This is a genomic window from Dorea sp. AM10-31 (genome assembly GCF_003435815.1).
In the GTDB taxonomy this organism is placed as follows: Bacteria; Bacillota; Clostridia; order Lachnospirales; family Lachnospiraceae; genus Dorea_D; species Dorea_D hominis.
Genome location: NZ_QTUV01000003.1, coordinates 268,378 through 289,145, shown reverse-complemented (window position 1 = coordinate 289,145; position 20,768 = coordinate 268,378). Strand labels below are relative to the sequence as shown.

Annotated in this window: 23 protein-coding genes; 12 read left to right on the top strand and 11 right to left on the bottom strand. The window is 42.9% G+C overall.

Going from position 1 to position 20,768, the window contains the following annotated elements; all coding sequences use genetic code 11:
- Positions 1-21: 21 nt before the first annotated feature.
- From DW125_RS07565 to DW125_RS07540, 6 genes are all read right to left on the bottom strand, one after another.
- Complete coding sequence (locus DW125_RS07565; RefSeq protein ID WP_117537721.1) at positions 22-525, bottom strand: MarR family winged helix-turn-helix transcriptional regulator; 504 nt, start codon at positions 523-525, stop codon at positions 22-24.
- A 403-nt stretch (positions 526-928) separates the two neighbouring features.
- Positions 929-2,239 carry a sarcosine reductase complex component B subunit beta gene (grdF, locus tag DW125_RS07560; RefSeq protein ID WP_117537720.1) on the bottom strand — a complete coding sequence of 437 codons (1,311 nt, stop codon included), beginning with the start codon at positions 2,237-2,239 and terminating at the stop codon, positions 929-931.
- 14 nt (positions 2,240-2,253) lie between these two features.
- Positions 2,254-3,540 carry a sarcosine reductase complex component B subunit alpha gene (grdG, locus tag DW125_RS07555; protein ID WP_117537719.1) on the bottom strand — a complete coding sequence of 429 codons (1,287 nt, stop codon included), beginning with the start codon at positions 3,538-3,540 and terminating at the stop codon, positions 2,254-2,256.
- Positions 3,541-3,630: 90 nt separating this feature from the next.
- Entirely contained in the window at positions 3,631-4,020 is a 390-nt protein-coding gene (locus tag DW125_RS07550) for a GrdX family protein (RefSeq protein WP_021861500.1), read from the bottom strand.
- 548 nt (positions 4,021-4,568) lie between these two features.
- On the bottom strand, positions 4,569-5,558 hold the full coding sequence (locus tag DW125_RS07545) for a relA/SpoT domain protein (RefSeq protein WP_021861499.1): 990 nt from the start codon (positions 5,556-5,558) through the stop codon (positions 4,569-4,571).
- Between the two features lie 147 nt (positions 5,559-5,705).
- On the bottom strand, positions 5,706-6,719 hold the full coding sequence (locus tag DW125_RS07540) for a hypothetical protein (protein ID WP_117537718.1): 1,014 nt from the start codon (positions 6,717-6,719) through the stop codon (positions 5,706-5,708).
- A 278-nt stretch (positions 6,720-6,997) separates the two neighbouring features.
- Between DW125_RS07540 and DW125_RS07535 the strand changes: the two genes are divergently transcribed.
- The gene (locus DW125_RS07535; protein ID WP_117537717.1) at positions 6,998-7,798 is read left to right on the top strand and encodes a LytTR family DNA-binding domain-containing protein; all 801 of its coding nucleotides are present in this window, start codon (positions 6,998-7,000) and stop codon (positions 7,796-7,798) included.
- On the opposite strand, the gene DW125_RS07530 is transcribed toward DW125_RS07535, so the two are convergent.
- Positions 7,764-8,699, bottom strand: a complete 936-nt coding sequence (locus DW125_RS07530) for a DMT family transporter (protein ID WP_117537716.1) — start codon at positions 8,697-8,699, stop codon at positions 7,764-7,766. The genes DW125_RS07535 and DW125_RS07530 overlap by 35 nt on opposite strands.
- 74 nt (positions 8,700-8,773) lie before the next feature.
- A complete protein-coding gene (gene lepB / locus DW125_RS07525) occupies positions 8,774-9,331 on the bottom strand; it encodes a signal peptidase I (RefSeq protein WP_117537715.1) in 558 nt (185 codons plus the stop codon).
- Between the two features lie 303 nt (positions 9,332-9,634).
- Between lepB and DW125_RS07520 the strand changes: the two genes are divergently transcribed.
- The 10 genes from DW125_RS07520 to DW125_RS07475 all read left to right on the top strand — a co-directional run bounded on the left by DW125_RS07520 (position 9,635) and on the right by DW125_RS07475 (position 16,799).
- Entirely contained in the window at positions 9,635-10,336 is a 702-nt protein-coding gene (locus DW125_RS07520) for a GGDEF domain-containing protein (RefSeq protein ID WP_117537714.1), read from the top strand.
- Between the two features lie 4 nt (positions 10,337-10,340).
- Positions 10,341-10,934 (top strand): RNA polymerase sigma factor, encoded by a 594-nt coding sequence (locus tag DW125_RS07515; protein ID WP_242992918.1) that lies wholly within the window; start codon positions 10,341-10,343, stop codon positions 10,932-10,934.
- Positions 10,927-11,664, top strand: coding sequence for a hypothetical protein (locus DW125_RS07510; protein ID WP_021861492.1), 738 nt, complete (start codon positions 10,927-10,929; stop codon positions 11,662-11,664). The genes DW125_RS07515 and DW125_RS07510 overlap by 8 nt, the downstream gene beginning before the upstream one ends.
- Before the next feature lie 28 nt (positions 11,665-11,692).
- Positions 11,693-12,628, top strand: a complete 936-nt coding sequence (locus DW125_RS07505) for a transglutaminase domain-containing protein (protein ID WP_242992917.1) — start codon at positions 11,693-11,695, stop codon at positions 12,626-12,628.
- 64 nt (positions 12,629-12,692) lie between these two features.
- Positions 12,693-13,739 (top strand): type II secretion system F family protein, encoded by a 1,047-nt coding sequence (locus tag DW125_RS07500; RefSeq protein WP_117537712.1) that lies wholly within the window; start codon positions 12,693-12,695, stop codon positions 13,737-13,739.
- Positions 13,740-13,953: 214 nt separating this feature from the next.
- Entirely contained in the window at positions 13,954-14,154 is a 201-nt protein-coding gene (locus DW125_RS14225; protein WP_226977310.1) for a hypothetical protein, read from the top strand.
- Positions 14,154-14,669, top strand: a complete 516-nt coding sequence (locus DW125_RS07490) for a DUF4860 domain-containing protein (protein WP_117537710.1) — start codon at positions 14,154-14,156, stop codon at positions 14,667-14,669. Before DW125_RS14225 ends, DW125_RS07490 begins: the two co-directional genes overlap by 1 nt.
- Complete coding sequence (locus DW125_RS07485; RefSeq protein WP_117537708.1) at positions 14,666-15,175, top strand: PulJ/GspJ family protein; 510 nt, start codon at positions 14,666-14,668, stop codon at positions 15,173-15,175. The genes DW125_RS07490 and DW125_RS07485 overlap by 4 nt, the downstream gene beginning before the upstream one ends.
- A 5-nt stretch (positions 15,176-15,180) precedes the next feature.
- On the top strand, positions 15,181-15,720 hold the full coding sequence (locus DW125_RS07480; RefSeq protein ID WP_117537706.1) for a hypothetical protein: 540 nt from the start codon (positions 15,181-15,183) through the stop codon (positions 15,718-15,720).
- Between the two features lie 17 nt (positions 15,721-15,737).
- The gene (locus DW125_RS07475) at positions 15,738-16,799 is read left to right on the top strand and encodes a type IV pilus twitching motility protein PilT (protein WP_117537704.1); all 1,062 of its coding nucleotides are present in this window, start codon (positions 15,738-15,740) and stop codon (positions 16,797-16,799) included.
- A 56-nt stretch (positions 16,800-16,855) separates the two neighbouring features.
- Here DW125_RS07475 and DW125_RS07470 read toward each other — a convergent pair whose 3' ends face one another.
- From DW125_RS07470 to DW125_RS07460, 3 genes are all read right to left on the bottom strand, one after another.
- Positions 16,856-17,716, bottom strand: coding sequence for an Ig-like domain-containing protein (locus tag DW125_RS07470; RefSeq protein ID WP_117537702.1), 861 nt, complete (start codon positions 17,714-17,716; stop codon positions 16,856-16,858).
- Positions 17,717-17,797: 81 nt separating this feature from the next.
- Positions 17,798-18,148 (bottom strand): Ig-like domain-containing protein, encoded by a 351-nt coding sequence (locus tag DW125_RS07465; protein WP_117537700.1) that lies wholly within the window; start codon positions 18,146-18,148, stop codon positions 17,798-17,800.
- 88 nt (positions 18,149-18,236) lie between these two features.
- Positions 18,237-19,577 (bottom strand): MATE family efflux transporter, encoded by a 1,341-nt coding sequence (locus DW125_RS07460; protein ID WP_117537698.1) that lies wholly within the window; start codon positions 19,575-19,577, stop codon positions 18,237-18,239.
- A 194-nt stretch (positions 19,578-19,771) separates the two neighbouring features.
- Between DW125_RS07460 and DW125_RS07455 the strand changes: the two genes are divergently transcribed.
- Complete coding sequence (locus DW125_RS07455) at positions 19,772-20,686, top strand: DMT family transporter (RefSeq protein ID WP_158549901.1); 915 nt, start codon at positions 19,772-19,774, stop codon at positions 20,684-20,686.
- Positions 20,687-20,768: the final 82 nt, after the last annotated feature.

Here is a 20,768-nt window from a genome sequence, read left to right as displayed (position 1 = left end):
TTTTATTGTTTAGCTGTTTTCTTATTTATCTGCTTTCTTTTTTGCTGTTTCTTCTTTTGCCGCCTTTTCTCCTTCGGCAAGGTTCCGATACATGAGATACATAACCTTCTTGCATGTCAGTACATCTTCTTCAGAAATACCTGCGACCAGCATTGCTTCGGTCTGGTGAATGTGCTCCATAATAAATTTGTGCACTTTTTCAGCCTTCCCTGTCGGAACTATCCGTTTCAGCCGGGCATCAGACTCTACCGCTTCACGCGTGATAAATCCATGCTCTTCCATTAATTTCAGTATTCCGGTTGCTGTAGACTTGCGGATACAGAATTCTTCTTCCACATCTTTCTGGTAAATATCCTTGTGCTCAGATTCCAGCAAAATAAATTTGAGCACGTGTCTCTGCATTGCCGTGAGTTCTTCCGTATCATCAAATGGCGTCCCACAATTGTGCCGTTTCATCTGATGAGAAAGTATATGGATCAGCCTTCCCATATGCATCTCTTTGATTTTCTGATCTGAATCCTGCATATTTGATTCCTCCTTGTAATCTATGTACAGACCTGATTATATGCTCTGATATCTCTTCCTGGTCACACATTTTAATTTCTACGTAACAGTTAGTCTCTGAATAGTTCGTGTACTAACTGTTCGTATGCTAACTTATTATATGTGTCTTATTTTCATATGTCAATATATTTTTTTAGACGGCTTCCTCGCTGCCATAATACTTCATACACCAGCTCGCTTAACAGCCAGGTGATGTACATTCGCCAAATACAGATTCTTGTGCAAGCACAAATCTGTACTTGGCTCATCGTATACACAAAGAGAGACAAAAAGAAGGGTTCTTCTTTTTGTCTCTCACGGGGCATGTATCTATAAATTTGTTATTGTCTTATAAATTTTACTTCTATTCTTCCAGATCTGATTACTAATTTTCGAATACTGTCTGGTCTGTAACTGGTGTCTGAAGTGCTTGCAAAGCTTTCTCAACCAAAGCATCCCTGATTTTATAAGATTCTGCTTCGCCTTCTGTCGGATCACCGAGCGGATACGGGATTCCAATCGCCGGAACAATTCGGTTCGCACCGATCGTGCGTGAAATCGGAACTACTGTACACACATGCACCACCGGGATACCATATGCTTCAATGCCTTTTACCATCGTTGCACCGCAACGTGTACAGGTACCTCAGGTACTTACAAGAATAACTGCATCTACATGATCTTCTACCAGCTTCTTACCAATATCCGTACCGAATTTTGCTGCTGAATTGGTAGCCGTTCCAGTTCCGGTCGTACTTGCAAAATACGGATACAATTTACCAATCTCTCCGTCCTTTTCCTTCTTCCGGAGAACATCCAGTGGAATAACGAGATTTGGATCTTCCATTACAAACTGTCTGTCATATCCACCATGGATTGTTGTATAATCATCCTTTGACATCTTTTCCATTCCCTCGATCGGATACCAGCCAAATTTGGTTGCATTGGATGATTCGATATGATCCGGATTGTCAAGTGGCACGATACCGCCAGAAGTTACAATGGCGATCGTTGCCTTGCTCATATCCTTGATAGCTTCTGCCGGAGGAACACGGTCGAACTTCGGCATCGGAAGGTCTGTGGAAAATTCTTCTCCGGCAATCTTCTTAAGAAGCATCTGGATTCCTCTCTCAGAACCTCTCTCATCCGCAAAATAATTAACACGGATTCCTCTCTCCAGATATCCTTCCTCTGCTGGTCCAAGGATCTCTTCACCTGCCGCAAGCTTACGGATCAGATTCACAAATTTCGGTACTGCTTTACGCATTGTTGCTGCAGAATTACCTGTCTCTACGAGAATCACATCCTGACGGAACATATCTGTTCCCGGATTTTCCTTATACATACCGGACACAACCGGAATGCCAAGTCTTTCTTCCACTGCCTTGCATATTGTTCCGCATGCTACTCCATAACGTCCCGCATTAAATGCCGGTCCTGCAACAAATACGTCCGGGTGATAACGTTTCACCATCTCTACAATTGTATCTGTCGCTTCATCCAGATTCTCTCCAAAATAGTTATCACCACAGATCACAGTCGCAACGATCTCATAATCGTCTCCGAGTCCCTGTGCCAGTGCCAGTCCCGGTCCGATGACCTTCTCTTGTACTTCCGGTTCATAATCTGCTTTATCTTCTCCGCCGATACCGCCGAAGAACTGATTCAGATAATGTACAATTCGATATGCTGCCATGTTTCACCCCTCCTTTAGTATCCTTTTGCTGCCAGTTTGTTGTAGCCGTTCGCAATTGTAGATGCGATAATGATCTGCAGTTCTGCTTCAAATGAACCGTCTTCGTTCATACAGCCTGCCCAGCCGCCGATCTGGCTCTCGATATATTCTGTTGTTCCGATTACCTTATCCATTGCCGGGAAATGAAGTGTTGCATTACCCTGTCCACAGGATGCAAGTGCTGTTGCTTCATCACAGGTATCTGCCAGAGAAGCAGATTTTCCATCCTTACCTGGGAACTCATCTGTAATCAGGCAAACTTTCGTTCCGGCTCTTTCTACTTTCTTGCAGTTCATCATCAGATCTGTATCCGGATTGCCATATCCTTCTTCTGTGATCAGCACTCCGTCCAGTCCCATCCACTGACACAGCTTCGCAACCATATCAGAATGACGTTCCTTATCCGCAAGAAATACATTTTCATTCGTCAGAATCACGCCCATGAAATTGAGATCTTTTCCATGATGTCTGTATAAATCTTCAATAACCGGATTGTGCAGATGATGATAGCTGGTTACTTTATCACACGGTGCCACACAGTTACCGGATACGATTGCACCATCCATGATCTCTGTCGGATACATAAATGTCGGTACGATCTGTTTTGCATCCACTCCATAATAATAAGTATCATGCAGCAATCCCTGTGACTGAAGCATATGTACATATCCGATCTTCGGAAGATCCGGGTATTGCTGTGCTTGTTCCAGAATTGGCTTTGTCTCATACACTTCCAGTGTGTCCGGTTCGATATTTCTTGCAAGTTCGCCGAGATATGTTGCAACTTTGAGGCCTGCCATACGTCCCGCACGCTCATAAACATGTGTTTCCAGACCTTCTTTTGGTTCGATCACCACGCACACATTGAGCGTCTTTGAAAACGGACAATAATCTGCTGCCGGTCCGCTCATATCAATGACACCTTCCTGAAATCCTACGATTCGTCCCACTGTAACAACACAGCAGCCGGATAATGCATGTGTTCTTCCACTTCCAACCTGTGGAGACACTTTTCCGATCACACCTGGGAAAATCTCACCGCCACTGACTTTTACACGTGGTTCGATTACGTCTTTTACCGGCGTGATTCTTGTCTTCTCACCCGGTTTTGCAAGTTCCAGATGGCAGCCAATCAATTTGTCATCTTCCAACACAAGGCGTTCTACTTCTTCCTTATTGATAGAAAGCACATGATCATCCACGCAGGACTTGTCACCAAACCGGATATCCTTGATCTCAATTTTACCTAACTCCAGTTTCATACTTCCTTCCCTCCTCATTCTGCTTTACTTTAAAGCTATTTTTATCTCTGTTATAAATACCTTGCTATCGTCTCTGCACTGTCTGCTGCGCTAAACGATCCTTGGCATAACATTCTGAACTATGGATAAATCAATGGTCTTGAAATCATCCTCTACTTTTTTGGGGTAGGAAGCCGGGGACGGTGCTATCTCCTGCCAGCGTCTGTATACTTCCAGACATTTTTCAATCAGCAGGATTGCCTTCATCGCATCTTCCCCGCTTCCCGGGTATACAATTACAGACCGATATGGCGTCTGATTCGGTTTCAGGCTCGATGCCTGCGGATGTGTCAGCAGAATATGGCGGTCATAAACCATATCCCGCGTTGCGATCAGAACTTCTTCATACGTCTGTTTTAAAATAACTTGCATCTCATCTTTGTATGCTTCAAACACGCGGTCATTATTCGTAATTATGATTGCTTTCTCTCGTTCGTACATACGCTTTTCCTCTGTAGATATCTATATTACAAGGTATCATTCTTATAAAGATTGTTAGAACAAAGTGCCCTCTGTTCCGCCTTTATATTGTTTTATTCGGTGTGTTTGTATTATAATGTTTTTCTATAAATATAATCTTTCATTTGCTTTTTCTATCAAATTCAATGTAGCACAATCTTTATGTAGTTTCAATGGATTTTCTTAACATTTTGTTATTTTTTTATCTATTTTTACCATAAAATTATTCAAGCAAAAGTGCCGCAGGCACAACGGGCTCGCCTGTTTTGGTCCTCTGGTAGAAATAAATAAAAAAAGTCCTTGACAGAAACTAAAATAATTTCTGTCAAGGACGAGTTCTGCATTGGAAAAAAATATATATCCGGCTTATACCACCCGCGGTGCCACCTTGATTCACAGCATGACCTGTGCGCGCATGAATGCTTTGATCTCCGCTTCATTGGTTTAGTATGTTCAATTGTTTTTTATAATTTAGTACAACATTATTCTGTTGTCAAACTATTTTTATTAAATGCGTCGCACGCTGATAACTAGTCAATCAGGTCATTCTGATATCTGGATAAATGCTCGTACGGCAGAATCTGACGTCCCCTGTACAGACCACAGCCGTCGTTAATCAGACTGTTGTTCACTGCTGCGAACATATTGACATCCAGGTCTTTTAACTCCAGATTAACAAGCCGTTTTCCACGCTCATATGCTTCATCAAAATACAGGTTCTCGCCCTCCGGAATAACTTTCCTCCTTGTTCGCTCCTGCTCCTGCTTCTTCTCGTAAGCCTTATGATTTGCCGCACCAATCTCTGCAATATCGTCCATTGTCTTCGTCCGAAGCTGCACTTCCATATAGCTTCGTGAACTGTTATCGTAAAATGTAATATGGAGAGACTGGTATCCACTCTCAATATGATTAGAAATATAATCTCTGTAATACGGGCGGACATTATCATGAAGCTGCTCTGACTTACTCTCCAGCACGCCTCTTGCCGACTCTGCCGAAAATCCCTGTGCTTCCAGAAATCCCGGCAACACATTGGCAATCTGATACAGATACTCGATCTCTTCCTTCTCCCATTCTGCTTCATTTTTTACGTTGCATTTCGGAAGAGAAACTACGATCCGATATGCAATAAAATCACGGAAACAGTTTAATTTTTCTTTTAATTCGGAAATGGTCGGATAGCGCCCGTATTTCTCGTAACATTCATAGACACATTCCACGATATAACCATTGAATTTCTCTTCCGCACGGAGCAGTGATTTGATCCTGCCTTTGAATGTAAATGCAAGAAACGGATATTCCTTTGCCATATATTTGTAAAATTCACGGATCTTCTGTGACTGTGCTGTCAGGAAGTCGTTGTGTTCCAGCATTTCCTGAATCTGGATCAGAAAATTACTGTGGATCAGATCGATCTCATTGCCGGTACGTTTTGCTTCTTTTCTAAGATCTACGATATATTTGTGTAAAATCTTAAAGACTGTATTTCCGGAATATAAATAATCGTTTAATGTTATCATTCGCATCACCTCTTAAACTTATTTCATTATAACAGATGAGCATATGTGTTGCAGTACAATCTTTCTGTAATTTAAGCGTTCAAAAAGAAAGGGCACCACACGAATTTCGTGTAATACCCTTTGAAACGGATTAACTACTATAAAATGTCACTGCAGCATATATTTCTTCAATTGCCGCCGATTGGCAATTCCCAGCTTTTTGTAAACCGCTTTTAGCGTCCGGTTAAGCTGATTCTGTTCAATTCCCATATGTTCGGCAATCTCCACATTCATCCAGCCTCTGTTTGCCAGCATAGCTACTACAAATTCTTCTTTCGTAAGTACACTGAGTTTCCCGCCGACTGCTTTTGCTCCTTCTCCTTTGCTTCTAAGGCCATGCCATTTCTGCCATCCGTAACTGAAACGTTCCATGATCCGGAATATCCGGTCGAATTCTTCCGGCGACTCTTCTTTTATATATTGTTCCACCAGCCCCTGTAAAAGTCCATGATGTTCACCGATTCCTTCCAGCAGTCCATCCGGCTCTGCCAGTTCCCATGCTGCCCGAAAATGCTCTTCGGCTTCTTTCGTTTTCTTCATACTGACAGCGTCCATCGCTGCCACAAGGTGAAGATATATAGACGAAACCGGATATAACTGCGGGCTGAATGCAAGCCCTGTCTCTACGATTCCGCGGGAGCGCTCATACTCTCCCTTCTGATAAGCATCATATGCGATAAAGTAACATCCCCATAACCGCAATCCTTTTGGAAGATCTGTTAGATATTCAAAGATCAGAGGTGCTTCCCAGTCTTCGATATGAAGCAGCACTTTTGCCACACTTCCGGCAAATGCCGCATATGCTCTCTCTTTGCGATCTTCTGAATGAAGCAGCACATCAGCCGTCACTTTCATAACATGTGCACCTGCTTTTGCTGCCTCTACTCCTCCTACCGAAAAATCAGAAAAAATATAGATCAGACATGCCGACATTCTGAATACAAGATCTTCATCCTGCAGATACTTCTCGGAAATTTCTGCCGCCTTCTCACTTTCTCCCCGAAAATAATAAAATTCCGCACGTGCCATTTCCCTGTGTGCAGAATCTTCCAGATTGTCAATGAGAGTTCTTGCTTCACCCGGAACATAGGATGTTCCCATAAACCATAACTTATGTTCCATAATACTTCATCTTCTTTCTGTCTTAATTTTTCACCTTATTTTAAATTTACTCTCTTTTAAATATAATTTTAATTTTCCGCTTTTATGCTTATTTCGGGGCAGATCCCTTTACTGACACTTTATATAATACCAGCAGATTGCTACCTGTTTTGGTTTCCTTGGTATAATAATATTGCATTTTTACATCCCTTGCAATAAAATATAAAAAACGACTTGTTTTCTTTAAAATTTCACTTGCCTTTTATGAACTGGAATCTGCATTTTGGGAAGGGAATTCTATGAATATTGAAAAATATACCATTTGCAGTGCTGCAATTTTATTAGAATATTATGACAACAAAATCCAGTCATTCCTTGAAAACTGCCACGATGATATTCTGTGGCTTGGACCAGCGCATAATCAAATGATCCGCGGAAAAGATAATCTGATAGATGCATTTCAGAAAGAAAAACATGAACTGCGTTTTACTGTTTCAAATCTCGTTGTCTATCCGCTCGACACAGGCAGTCCTTCTACTCTGGATGTGCTTCTTACTTTTCAGTTGGATACTTTCTGGCCAGATGGCAGTTCAAATCGCGTCCATCAAAGAATTTCTATGCTATGGGCTATGCAAAATAATATCCCACGCATCCGGCTTTGCCACATTTCCAATGCGATGGCCTATGATCCGCGGGATACTATCTATCCTGTTCATTATGCTGAAACCTATAAATCCATGGGTCTATCCGGGCAGATAAAGCGCAGAAGAGTTACTTTTCATGGAAAAGACCGCTCCATGATTTATCTGAAACCGGATCTGATTCTGTATGTAGAATCCTGTGGTTCTCATACTCTGCTGCACACTTCGACGCAGACATTTGAATGTGTTGAGCGTCTGTCCGCTCTATGCAAACGCTGTGAACCGGAACTGATCCGCTGTCACGAAAGTTATCTGGTGAACCTGACTTACGTCGCCAGTATCCAGCGGTTCTCCTTTACACTTACCAATGGGGTCTCTATTCCGATACCAGAGAAACGATACACGCATATAAAAAAGCTGCTGGCTAATTTTTCTTCTTCCCCGGAAGTGAAAGAATAATAACTGCACCGATGATTCCTGCAAATCCTAAAAGATCCATGAATTCAAAGGAAACGCCCATAAATAATACGGATGCAAGTGTTGCTGTCAGTGGTTCTACCGATGCAAATAGACTCGCCCTTGTTCCGCCGATCAGACGCAGCCCTTCCATGTAGCATCCGAAAGAAAGCACGGTTCCCATGATGATTACGACCATTACACACAAAAATGTCTGCCAGTCCCATATAATCTGCGCCGTGATTGTCCACGGTCTTACAATTGGAATCAGTCCGATTCCGCTGATTAACATACCCCAGCCAACGATCGCAAATGTTCCATATTCGCTCATCAGATTACCCGGAAGCAGATTATAAAATACGGTCGCAAGCGCAGATGCAAGTCCAAGAAACAAAGTTGTTTTGGACACTGTAAGCTGTGTCAGATCTCCGTGCGTTGCGATCAGTATGACTCCGCCAAATGCAAGAACCAGTGCAATACGCTCTGATACTTCCGGCAATTTCCGGTTGACAAGCGATGTGTACAGCATGATGATAACCGGTGCCACATACTGCAATACTGTTGCGATACCTGCATTTGAATCATCTACTGCCATATAATATGTCATCTGGCAGGCCGCAATACCGATCATACCATACAACATCATCCGGATCACATGTCTTGGATTCTTCCATATGCGGAAAGTATCTTTTTTCTGTTTTGCAACTACTGTGGACAGAAGGATCAATCCCGCAATGATCAGGCGCACATTTACCAGCCACTGTGGTGTCATCCCTCTGTGTTCAAATGAATATTTTCCAAAAACTCCTGCAAGCCCCCAAAAGACACCGCCTAATATTGTCAAAGCGGTGCCTCTCATCTTCTCACGGCGTTCAAATTGTTCCGTAAGTTCTGTATATCCCATTTTTTCATCCTCATTCTCTCATTGTACTCTTATCTGTTCGGATACTTATCCTATTCGTCAGCATAGCATATTTTTTAAAAGATTCCTATAGACCATCTGATCTTTCCCTTGATGTTTTTTATCTTCACAGTGCCAATTTCTCTGGAATCCCTGGAAACCTCTCGGTTATCACCGAGCACAAAAACCTGCTTATCTTCTACCGTCAGCGGGTAGGTGATCTTATCAGACTTTGCTTCCGTCTTACCGACTGCCTGCGGTGTCGTAACTTCTTCTCCGTTGACATAGATCTTTTCACGGTCAATATTAACGGTATCCCCTGCTACAGCAATCACTCTCTTCACATATACATCCCCGTTCGGCATATCGAGCGCCACGATGTCTCCGGCTTTGTATTCGCTGTTATGTCTCTCATAAATAACTACATTCTTGTCATGCAGTGTCGGATACATCGATTCTCCGTCAACTGTCGATATCCCCATAAAAAAATGGAATAGACCTATGATAACAACAAAAACGAGCAGGAACTGCATTATCACGATCAGTCGTTGTTTCCGGCGTTCTTTTGCTTTTTTCTTCTTCATGACCGGATCTACATCTTCCAGCACTTTTTGCTTAATACTCTCTATCTCCATCTTGTAAAACCTTCTTCCTGTTTCTTTTACCTTCCTTATTATAACGATTTTACCCTTATATCTCAACACCCAATCTATGTGCAAATCTGTGACTGTCGAAATATGGTATTCCCTTATTATTTGTGATATAATATACTAATGATATCAGAGAAATACATTCATATATCATTACATAAACTTAGTTCTGCAGATATATGAGCGTAAAACTCGGACAAGAAGTAACACACGGGGATTTTCAGCCTGAAACTATAGACATAAGCAACACCCGTCAATGGACCTGAATTGAACGGAGGATTCACAATTATGAAAAAGTACACGTCATTCAAGGTTCTCCAGCTTGCAATACTGGCGATCCTTACCATCTTAAGTCTGTTTCTCCTTCTGAAACCAGAAGTGAAACAGTTCGTATTTTCATCCCGCCCTGCCACGATTTTGTTTTTTGTCGTATGGGTACTGTTATTGGTCAGCTTTATTTTCCTGCTGATCGATTTTAACCTTATCTCAACAATTAAACTGAACTATCATAACTTATACGGTGTCGCTTATTCCGATCCGATATCCGGTATGCCAAACCGTTTCAGCTGTGATACAGTCATTGAGAAATATTACGACGAGAAACTTCCGGAAAACATCGGCTGTATTATGATCGATCTTTCCAATCTTTCAGAGATTAATAACCTTTACACACATGCTACCGGCAACCGTCTGTTGAAAGATTTTTCCAATATTCTTTCCACTGCGGCAACGTCTTTATGTTTTGTCGGTCGCAACGGTGGTAATAAGTTTCTTGCAATCTTTGAAGACTGTACCGAGGAAAATATAGATCTTTTTATCCAGCGCATTGAAAACCGGGTTGCCCAGCACAATCAGGCACCGGATTCTATTGCCATTGAATATCACACCGGTATCGCACTGAATCGTAATGAACATCTGGATCAGATTACCCGGCTGATCGCACTTGCAAACAAACGTATATCCAGATCAACGAATGTACAAAGGAGTTAGACGCATGGAACTTGATTATGATTACATTGCAAAACTGGTACGCAAAACGCAGGAAGGAGACAGCGATGCATTTGCAGAATTATATACTGCTACTTATCAGTCGCAGTACCGTTTTGCCTATCAATATGTAAAAGATCCTTATCTTGCACAGGACATCCTGCAGGAAGTTTACATTTTAGTATTAAAGAATCTGGACACACTGAAGAATCCGCGTCTCTTTGTATCCTGGTTGCACCAGATCACATTCCGGATCTGTTTTGACACTTGGCAGAAAAGGAAACGGCAGGAACAGGAACTGGATTATATATCCTCCGGTCAGACATCTGATTTTTCAGAATCTTTCTCGGATATCATGACGAATCCGGAGAAGCATATTCTGAAAAAAGATGCAAAAGCACGGCTGATGCAGGCGATCCAGTCACTGCCTCCACAATATTCGCAGGCGATCATCATGCGCTATTACAATAATATGAGCATCGAAGATATTGCCGTTGCGATGGATTACAGCCGGAGTACTGTCAAACGGCGTTTGCGCAAAGGGCGCAAACTTCTGGAAAACATGCTCCACGAAGAAAAAGGAGGGATTTGTTTTGAATAAAGATTATACTTCTGAGTTAGACCTTCACGCATCTTCTTTTGACAATACAGACATTCCTGCTTTGGATTCGAAGACTGCGAACCAGCTTCTGAACAACGTTTTTAACGCATGCGACATGGAACCGAGCACAATTCCGGTCGAAGTTCTGGAAGACTGGGGCAATTACAAGAAAACGACCTTTGGTTTCGGACGGACGCTGGCCTATCTGTGCACACTGCTTCTGATCTTAATGCCGCTTTTATTCATTAAGCCAACGATTATTGCAGAACGTACCAAAGTAGACTCTGCACAGTCCGCTGTTTACAATATCCGGGTAAAGACACTGCTCCCGATCCGGGAAGTTACCGCTGACCTGGATGGACATCCGGTCGCTTTAACGAAGAAAGATACGCATACTTATACTGCGGAAGTTACTTCTAACGGAACACTGACAATCCATGCAGAAGGCATGAACGCACAGACTTCCTTACGTAGTTACAAAGTTTCCAGTCTGGATACCGAGAAACCGAAACTTCTGGACTCCTACTCCCGTCACGGAGTTGTATATCTGGACGTATCCGACACATATTCCGGTATCAACTACGATGCGATTTCCGGTCTTGTCCCGAAGAGTATCAACAAGAAAACCGGTACCATTTCTTTTATGATACCGAAGCAACCGACAACTATTAAGATTCCGGATAATGCCGGTAATGAACTGGAATTGTTGCTCTCTCCGGTTAAGAAATAACGTACATTTTAAAAAGGAGAATCCCGATATGACTATGAAAAAGACATCACATGCTTTGCCTGTTATATTACTTATCGGGATTCTTCTTTTTGTATTATCCGGCTGTTCGTCTTCCCATTCAAATGAAGCCGATCATTCCGGGCCAAAGCGTGATTCCACGCCAAAAGTATTATCTCCGTCTGCCCCCGGCAAAAAAGTTTACAAAAATAACAGTGCATCCATCGATGCGTCACATATTTCCGAAGGATATATCATGGTAAAATATACCGGTGGCAAATCCAAAGTAAAATTACAGATTGCCGGACCGGATCAGGCAAATTATACTTATCTTCTGAGTAAAGACGCCGGTTATACGGCAGTTCCACTCAATGCCGGAAATGGCAGTTATTCACTCAGTATTCTGGAAAATGTAAGCGGAGATTCTTATGCAGTCGCTCTGGAGCAGACCATTTCCGCAAAGATCAAGGATAGGTTTCTTCCTTTCCTCTACCCGAACCAGTATGTCTGGTTCACTGCGAAATCAAATGCAGTAAAAAAAGGGCAGAAACTTGCGGAAAATACATGGACGGATCTGGAAGTCATACAGAATGTTTATAACTATGTGGTGAAACATGTCGCTTACGATAACGCCAAAGCTGAAAACGTTTCTTATGGATATATTCCAAATGTAGATGAAACTTTGAAAACCGGCAAAGGCATCTGTTTCGATTATGCAGCTCTTATGACTTCCATGCTGCGTTCCCAGCGGATTCCGACCAAACTGGAAGTCGGTTATGCCGGTGAAACTTACCACGCCTGGATCAGCACTTATGTAGATGACAAAGGCTGGGTGGATGATATCATCAAATTTGACGGAAAAGACTGGCAACTTATGGATCCAACACTTGCCGCCAGCAACGACAAAGAGTCCGTCAAGAAATATGTAAATGACAAAAATCATTACGTTGTGAAATTCAACTATTAAATACAATGATCGGGTTATGATATACCAGGCATACAAAACTGCTGTAACCCGGAAAGGAGTAATTATGACCGAGACACACACGCCTCTCTCCAATGCCGAGACCGCGGCATTCTGTTCGCAGATTGCTATGATCCTGCGATCCGGTATTTCTTCTATAGAGGGAATTTCTATCATGCTGGAAGATACAACCGAACCAGAAGAGAAGAGATTACTGGAAAGCATCAACACCATGCTTCTGAATACCGGTTCCCTGCACCTTGCACTAAAAGATACACACGCATTTCCGGACTATATGATCCAGATGGTACAGATTGGGGAACAGGCAGGAAAACTGGATGAAGTTATGACTTCCCTTGCAGACTATTATGAGAAAGAAGCTGCGCTAAACCAGACGATCCACAATGCAGTTACCTATCCTTTACTTATGATCTTTATGATGATCCTCGTCATCCTTGTACTGGTGACAAGAGTTATGCCGATCTTCAATCAGGTATTTGCCCAGCTCGGCAGAGAAATGAGCGGATTGTCACTGGGTATCCTGCGATTTGGTCAGTTCTTAAACGCACACATCGTCGTCTGCGGCATTGTCCTTGTACTGCTTGCTGCCGGCGCTGCTTACCTGTTCTGGACAAAACGTGGACACCAGCTGCTCCTTGGATTTATGGGAAAACTTCACGGCGGCCGTTCTCTTCAGGATCAAATCGGCGCATGTCATTTTGCAAGTGGTATGGCATTGACTTTAAGCAGCGGACTGACACCTGCGGAATGTCTGAAACTCTCCATTCCACTTATCAAGAAAGGAGCTTTCCGCACCCGTCTGGAAGCCTGCTCCGAAGCAGTTACAAATGGCGAAGATCTGTGCGAAACACTTCTTTCCAATCACATTTTCTCAGGAATTTATGCCAAAATGGCATCCATCGGTTCTAAGACCGGTGTGTTGGAAGAAGTGATGAACAAGATCGCCGGACAGTACGAAGAAGAGATCGATAACCGGCTCTCCAGAATGATCACTGCGATCGAACCGACACTTGTCATCATTCTGTCCGTGATCGTCGGCATCATTCTTCTGTCTGTCATGCTACCACTCATCAGCATCATGGCAACATTATAATACCTGGTTTCTTAACATGAATAAGAAATCTGTTCCCCGGTAATTGATACATCAAGATAGAAAGGAACGACTAAAGATGTCCCGTCGTTTTATTAAAAACCGGCAAACTTCATATTTGCGGAATGTTCTGATTTCCATCGCTTTATTTCTTGCTGTCTTTGGATTTTTCTCATACGGAATCATATCCGTCCAGAAAGACATGGAGAAAAACGAGATGGAAACGCTGCAGTCTGCCGTTACCCGCGATATCACCCGCTGCTATGCGCAGGAAGGCACTTATCCGGAGAGTCTGGCATATTTGAAAAAACATTATGGCCTGACATATGACTCTTCCAAATATTTTGTGGATTACCAGCCATTGGGCGCCAATATTATGCCTGACGTTACGATCATCCGGAAAGGAGGCGGAAACTAATGCGTTTTGAACGTTCGAGAAAACATATGATAGACTTTATATTTCCGCTGACACTTTTACTTGTATTTGCGGTTTCCGCACTGATCGTACTGCTTCTGTCTGCACGTATTTACGCTGCACAGACGGAACAGGCAGATAAAAATTACCAGACTACCACACCACTTTCCTATATTACGGAAAAATTTCGCGCAAATGACACATACGGCGTTGTATCTGTCGAGAAGCGTGAAGGCAGGGAATGTCTTGCTTTCCACATGCCGGCTGATACTTCTGCTGATAATAACGGAAATACAGATACTACCGGCTATACAACATATCTCTATACAGATGGTGGGTGGCTGAAAGAACTGATCGTACGAGATGACGCTGACGCTTCTCTTAAAGCTGGAAAGAAAGTGATCGAAGCCCGTGATCTGACCGTCACACGAAAGAAAAACGGACTGTACCGCATTATGATAACCGAAAAAAATGGCACACAAGTCAGCCGCCTGCTTGCAGAAAGGAGCCATTCATGAAACAACAGAATCACAAGCGCTCCGGCATCTTTCTGCTGGAAATTATGATCGCCATACTGTTTTTTGCACTGACCGGTGCTGTATGCCTGCGCACTTTCGTCAAAGCACATACACTGAGTACACAGGCTACCGAGACGGAACAGGCGCTTTCCCGTCTGGAAGATGTTGCCGGGCTTTTAAATACAATAGACGCGGCAGAGTTAAAAGATGAAAAGACATTTTCAGAGACTCTTGAAAGTGAATTTCCGGCCTGTGAAATGGATGGCAGAAACGCTGTTATTTATTATGATACAGACTGGAAAGCCTGCCTGCCGGAAAAAGCATTCTACCAGATTCAGTTACAGACAACAGATAAAGAAGATTCCATGTGCCATTTTCAGATCAAAGCTCTGCGCCTCGCAGAAAGCACTGCCAGTATATCTTCCAGTAAATCTTCTGAGAAACAGTCAGGCAGGGCAGCTTCTGAAATTACACATTTAACACTAAAGCGCTACGCAAAGGATTGATGATTATGAATACATCAGGTTCAAAACAAAAAAATTTTCCAATTACAAATATCGGATCGGTCACTCTGCTGATGATCTTCATTGTATTGTGTATGATCACCTTTGCAGCGCTGTCACTTTCCAGTGCCGCTTCGGATTATCAGACCGCCCGGAAATCCACCATTCATGCGCAGGAGTATTACAAAGCATCAGGTCGTGCGGAAGAGACTCTTGCAAAAATCGATCAGGTACTTAAAAACTGTTACCTTCAGACTTCCGATATTGCCGGATATTACAAAAATATCGAACAGCATTATAAAAACAATTCGGATATTACTTTAAAGAGAACTTCGGATTCCCTTACATTGACTTATCAGACGAAGATCAATGATAAACAGGCATTGCAGACACGCCTGCTGATTCTGCATCCGTCTGAGCAGACAGACAAACGCAGCCTCTCCTCTGCAAAAACTACAACTCCTGATCTGTACCGCATCACTGGCTGGCAGACACTTTCAACTGCAGACTGGAACGGAGACAATTCTTTGAACTTACTTAAAAAATAAAAAGGAGACTTTTATTTATGATAACACTCGCTTCACAATTACTTGAAAAAACGGTAAACTCCAACGCTTCCGATGTTTTTATTGTTGCCGGGCTTCCGGTTTCCATGCGGTTAAATGGCATCATTGTACATGAAGATGAAGAACGCCTGAAACCGAAGGATACTGCCGAGATTATTAAACAGATTTACCAGATGGCAAATGAACGCGACATGCAGACACTTCTTGCTACCGGAGATGATGATTTTTCATTTTCCATTCCGGGACTTTCCCGTTTCCGTGTCAGTGCCTTCAAACAGAGAGGTTCTCTATCCGCCGTCATCCGAGTGATCTCGTTCTCTCTGCCGGATGCAAAGGAGCAGGGAATCCCTCAGCAGGTCATTGATTTTGCCGACTTTTCCAAAGGTCTGGTACTCGTCACCGGTCCTGCCGGAAGCGGTAAATCTACAACACTTGCCTGCGTGATCGACCACATCAACCAGACACGCCATGAACACATTATCACACTGGAAGATCCACTGGAATTTCTTCACCGCCACAATAAGAGTATCGTCAGCCAGCGCGAGATTTCTGTCGATACCGTCAGCTATGTAACGGCGTTGCGTGCGTCTCTGCGCCAGAGCCCGGATGTCATTCTCCTTGGCGAAATGCGTGATTTCGAGACGATACAGGTTGCCATGACGGCTGCCGAGACCGGACACCTGATTTTCTCAACTTTACATACGATCGGTGCCGCCAATACGATCGACCGTATCATCGATGTATTCCCGCCGAACCAGCAACGACAGATTGCAGTCCAGTTATCCATGGTTCTGCAGGCTGTTATATCACAGCAGCTTGTCCCTACTATTGACGGACACCAAGTTCCGGCATTTGAAATTATGACGGTAACACCTGCCATCCGCAATATGATCCGTGATAATAAAATCCCGCAGATTGATGGTATGATCTATTCTTCCGCCACACCGGAACTGGTTTCCATGGATGCGAGCCTCTTGAAACTTTATAAGGATGGTACGATCTCCAAGGATACTGCGCTGACTTATGCGACGAATCCGGAGATGTTGAAGCGGAGGTTATAATAATAACAAGGCAGGTCAAATTGACCTGCCTTATCTACTCTCTTTGTTCACTTTTTTTAGTATTTTGTAAATCCGATTTTCTTCATGGAATAGCCATATTTTCCTAAAAGTTTATCGTAGTATTTGAATGCTGTTTTTGTATAGCTGACTGCTTTTGTCCAGTCTTTTTCACGAGGCTTTCCGCTGTACTCCAGTTCATCATCACTTTCGCTCATCAGTTCACCTTCCAGACATTTTGTCAAATTCATTCCCTTACGGTTTCCATCGTAAGATTTGTCAAGCTTTCCTAAAATAAAGATAACATAATCTTCCTTAAGTTTCATATCAATTATTTGTAATTCCCCTGCTTTATCTTTTACGATATCCATCGCGATTGCTGTACCTGTCATCTTGTCCGCTTTTTCGTTCATGTCTATATAACTGAATTGCATCTGCCATTTTTTGGGATATGCAATAATATTAATATCTTTTTCATTATTTTTTCCTTGTTTAGAAGTCATGGAAAGCATGTACATTCCATCGCCCTGATTTTTTCCTTTTTCTCTTACCAGATCATACAGCTTTCTCGCACGGTAATTTTCCTTTGTGACAACTGCCACTTTACATTTTAATTTCTTACCTTTTACTTTTGCAGTAATTGTGCATTTTCCAAGTTTTACTGCTTTTACTGTTCCTTTGGAACTGACCTTTGCAATTTTCTTATTGCTGCTGGACCATTTGATTTTGGCACTTGTGTTCTTCACTTTCAGTTTCATACTCTGTCCCGGATACATTGCAGCACTTGTCTTGCTGAGTTTTGGTTTAACGGCTGCTTTTGCTTCCCCACTCCAGCCACCAAATGCAAGCGTCACCGCCATTGCAATCACCAGTAACCCTGCCGACAGACGTTTCCATACGTTTCTTCTGTTTTCTTTCATGCCTTCTTCCTCCCAATTTGTTTTTTATCTCTACATTAAGAAAAGCCTTCTAATCACACAACTTTTCTTAGAAAGAGCATCTTAGTATCTCTGCTTTGTGACAACCTGCACACGACACTTTAATGTCTTACCCTTGACTTTCGCGGAAATCAGACATCTGCCGGTTCTGACCGCACGCACCATTCCTCTTGGGCTGACCTGCGCAACCTTCGTGTTGCTACTGGACCATTTGACTCTTGCCCTCGTATTATTCACGGCAAGTTTCTCATTCTGTCCTGCATACATATAGAGGCTGGTCGTATTCAGATTCGGTCTTGAAACACCCCTTGCCTTAACACCGATCCATCCACTCAGTGAAAATGTAACAGCCAGCGCAATTATCAGAATACCGGTTGCAAGCTGCTCCCACCAGGTCTTATTTCCTTTCCACATATTATTCCTCCATTTCTTACTACCCCATATAAAAATTATACTTTACTAAAGAAGCTTTCGTCAATTATTTTCAGACCATTATTTTCTTTTATTGTATTTTTTCAGTCTTTTTAAATGCAGGCATGCGAAAAATCTGTATCAGCAGCGGAATTACCATAATAAACCAGACCAGCGGCTCCGCGAGAATCACTCCTGTATAGCCAAGCCACGGCACCAGTGTAAAAGCAATGATAATTTTCCCGATCATTTCCAGAGAACTGGACACAAGCGGTGTTACATGATCGCCAAGTCCCTGCATCGCATTTCGCAAAATACAGATGATCGTTGTCACGAAATAAAAAATGGTATTGAATTTCAAATAGTTAGTCGCATTCAGAAGCACAATTTTATTGTGCGTTCCTGTTACGAGATAGACAAGGAAATCACCGATCGTATAACTTGCGACTGCAGACATAGCCGACCAGATAAATGTATACAGAAGTGCCACTTTGATTCCCTGCTTTACACGGTCCATCTTGCCTGCGCCCATATTCTGGCCGCAGTAGGTTGCCATCGTCTGCCCAAATACGCTGAACATGATCATAAACATTTCCGACAATTTTCTTGCCGCCGTGTGTGCAATAATAATTTCTTTTCCAAGCTGATTGATTGCCGTCTGCAAGGTCAACGATCCGATATTGATAAGGGAACTCATAAATCCCATCGACAGACCGGCGCTTAACATTTCCTTTCGCATGGCCGGATTGACATGACAGAAGTCTTCCTTTGACAGGCGGAGAATTTCGTATTTGTGCATCATGTAAAACCAGCAGATGACAAATGCCAGCCCTTGTGCAAGAACGGTTGCGATTGCCGCACCTCTCACACCACTGTGCAGTACAACTACGAAAAATAAATCTCCGGCGATATTTAACGCGACCGATACTGCGAGAATGATGAGCGGTGTCACAGTGTCCCCGATGGCACGCAACGCTGCCGCACAGGCATCATATAAAAAGGTTGCAAGCAGCCCGGCTATGATAATAATAATGTAAGATCTTGCCATTGGCAGCAATTTTTCCGGTATATTTAAGAATTGCAGAATTTGTCGCAGAAATGCAAGTCCAAGCACAGTAAAGAATACCGAAATTCCTGTTCCAAGAACTAACGACTGGGCAAATGATTTCCGCATTTGTTCGATATCTCCGGCGCCGAATTTCTGTGCCGTGATAATGGCAAATCCATTTGACAATCCAAGCAGGAAACCGATAATCAGTCCACTTAACGTGCTCGTTGCTCCGACTGCTGCAAGTGCATTTCCTCCAAGAAAGGAGCCGACGATTCGTGTGTCGGCAAGACTGTATGTCAATTGTAGTAAATTTCCTAAAAAAATCGGTACTGCAAATGTAAATACAAGTACCGATGGTTTTCCTTTTGTTAAATCTTTCATCTTACGCTTCTTACTCTCTTTCGCTCTTTGCTTTCACTTTAATTTAAGTTTCTGTCCTTCGGATATTTTCCGGTCTATTTTAGCACACCCTTTCTTCTCTGTAAAATACTTTTGACCCTAATGTCATGCTTTTGTGGTATGATAATTCCATGAAATACGAATTGCAACACAGATTGATAAGGAAATTAATTAACATGAAAGCACAAACATTATTAAAAGCAAAAAAATATACTGGGATTCTTCCCTTTCTCTCCGGCATCTGCTGGGGCGCTACAGGAATTTTTGTCCGAACTCTGGAAAATGCCGGAGTTGATAATTTCACGATCATCAGCTGCCGTATGCTTCTCGCAGCTCTCATTACAGGCATCTGTATGCTCATCTACAACCGCTCTCTGTTCCATGTAAACCTTAAGGATCTCTGGCTTTTTATTGCGAGCGGCATGATCGGAATGACGGCACTCAGCATTTTTTATAATATTTCGGTTTCCAGCAGTTCTCTGGCACTTGCGGCAGTTCTTCTTGCCATGTGTCCGGTTTTTGTACTGTTTCTGGCGGCAATGTTTTTCCATGAAAAAATCACAGGACGCAAAACCGGCTGCGTCATTCTGGCGCTCACCGGCTGCGTCCTGGTCAGTGGTGTATTTGAAAAAGGCGGACTTGCATGGTCTGTCCGCGGCATCGTCTGCGGTCTTCTCGCCTGCTTTTTCTATGCCTCATATAGCCTTGTCAGCAAACGCATGACACAGAAAAACTATCATTTCCTGACGATTACTTTTTATGGTACTTTATTTTCCGGACTGTCCATGCTTCCATTTTCAAATATGCATACTATCCGTGCTTTATGCACACCGGCTTATTTCTCCTATACCGGTGTCATGTTTGTACATGCGCTGATCTCCTCTGTCCTTCCGTATGCGCTTTTCTCGCTTTCCATGCGCTATATGGAAACCGGCAAAGCTTCCATCCTCGCATCCAGTGAGCCTGCTGCCGCTATGATTTTCGGCGCAGTGCTCTACTCCGAGACGCCAAGTCTGCTCTCCGTATTGGGGCTTTGCTTTACGATCGCAGCGGTCGTGCTATTGAATGTACCGGAAAAGGATGTGAAGTAATCAATATCTATTTCTTTATATTTTTGTATTCTATAAACCTACGATTTTATCATCAACCCGAAAGATTTACACAGGATGTTGT

Coding starts and splice junctions, on each gene's coding strand:
- DW125_RS07565 (WP_117537721.1), bottom strand. CDS start 525: ATGCAGGATTCAGATCAGAAAATCAAAGAGATGCATATGGGAAGGCTG.
- grdG (WP_117537719.1), bottom strand. CDS start 3,540: ATGAAACTGGAGTTAGGTAAAATTGAGATCAAGGATATCCGGTTTGGT.
- DW125_RS07550 (WP_021861500.1), bottom strand. CDS start 4,020: ATGTACGAACGAGAGAAAGCAATCATAATTACGAATAATGACCGCGTG.
- DW125_RS07545 (WP_021861499.1), bottom strand. CDS start 5,558: ATGATAACATTAAACGATTATTTATATTCCGGAAATACAGTCTTTAAG.
- DW125_RS07540 (WP_117537718.1), bottom strand. CDS start 6,719: ATGGAACATAAGTTATGGTTTATGGGAACATCCTATGTTCCGGGTGAA.
- DW125_RS07535 (WP_117537717.1), top strand. CDS start 6,998: ATGAATATTGAAAAATATACCATTTGCAGTGCTGCAATTTTATTAGAA.
- DW125_RS07530 (WP_117537716.1), bottom strand. CDS start 8,699: ATGGGATATACAGAACTTACGGAACAATTTGAACGCCGTGAGAAGATG.
- lepB (WP_117537715.1), bottom strand. CDS start 9,331: ATGGAGATAGAGAGTATTAAGCAAAAAGTGCTGGAAGATGTAGATCCG.
- DW125_RS07520 (WP_117537714.1), top strand. CDS start 9,635: ATGAAAAAGTACACGTCATTCAAGGTTCTCCAGCTTGCAATACTGGCG.
- DW125_RS07515 (WP_242992918.1), top strand. CDS start 10,341: ATGGAACTTGATTATGATTACATTGCAAAACTGGTACGCAAAACGCAG.
- DW125_RS07505 (WP_242992917.1), top strand. CDS start 11,693: ATGACTATGAAAAAGACATCACATGCTTTGCCTGTTATATTACTTATC.
- DW125_RS07500 (WP_117537712.1), top strand. CDS start 12,693: ATGACCGAGACACACACGCCTCTCTCCAATGCCGAGACCGCGGCATTC.
- DW125_RS14225 (WP_226977310.1), top strand. CDS start 13,954: ATGGAAACGCTGCAGTCTGCCGTTACCCGCGATATCACCCGCTGCTAT.
- DW125_RS07490 (WP_117537710.1), top strand. CDS start 14,154: ATGCGTTTTGAACGTTCGAGAAAACATATGATAGACTTTATATTTCCG.
- DW125_RS07485 (WP_117537708.1), top strand. CDS start 14,666: ATGAAACAACAGAATCACAAGCGCTCCGGCATCTTTCTGCTGGAAATT.
- DW125_RS07480 (WP_117537706.1), top strand. CDS start 15,181: ATGAATACATCAGGTTCAAAACAAAAAAATTTTCCAATTACAAATATC.
- DW125_RS07475 (WP_117537704.1), top strand. CDS start 15,738: ATGATAACACTCGCTTCACAATTACTTGAAAAAACGGTAAACTCCAAC.
- DW125_RS07470 (WP_117537702.1), bottom strand. CDS start 17,716: ATGAAAGAAAACAGAAGAAACGTATGGAAACGTCTGTCGGCAGGGTTA.
- DW125_RS07465 (WP_117537700.1), bottom strand. CDS start 18,148: ATGTGGAAAGGAAATAAGACCTGGTGGGAGCAGCTTGCAACCGGTATT.
- DW125_RS07460 (WP_117537698.1), bottom strand. CDS start 19,577: ATGAAAGATTTAACAAAAGGAAAACCATCGGTACTTGTATTTACATTT.
- DW125_RS07455 (WP_158549901.1), top strand. CDS start 19,772: ATGAAAGCACAAACATTATTAAAAGCAAAAAAATATACTGGGATTCTT.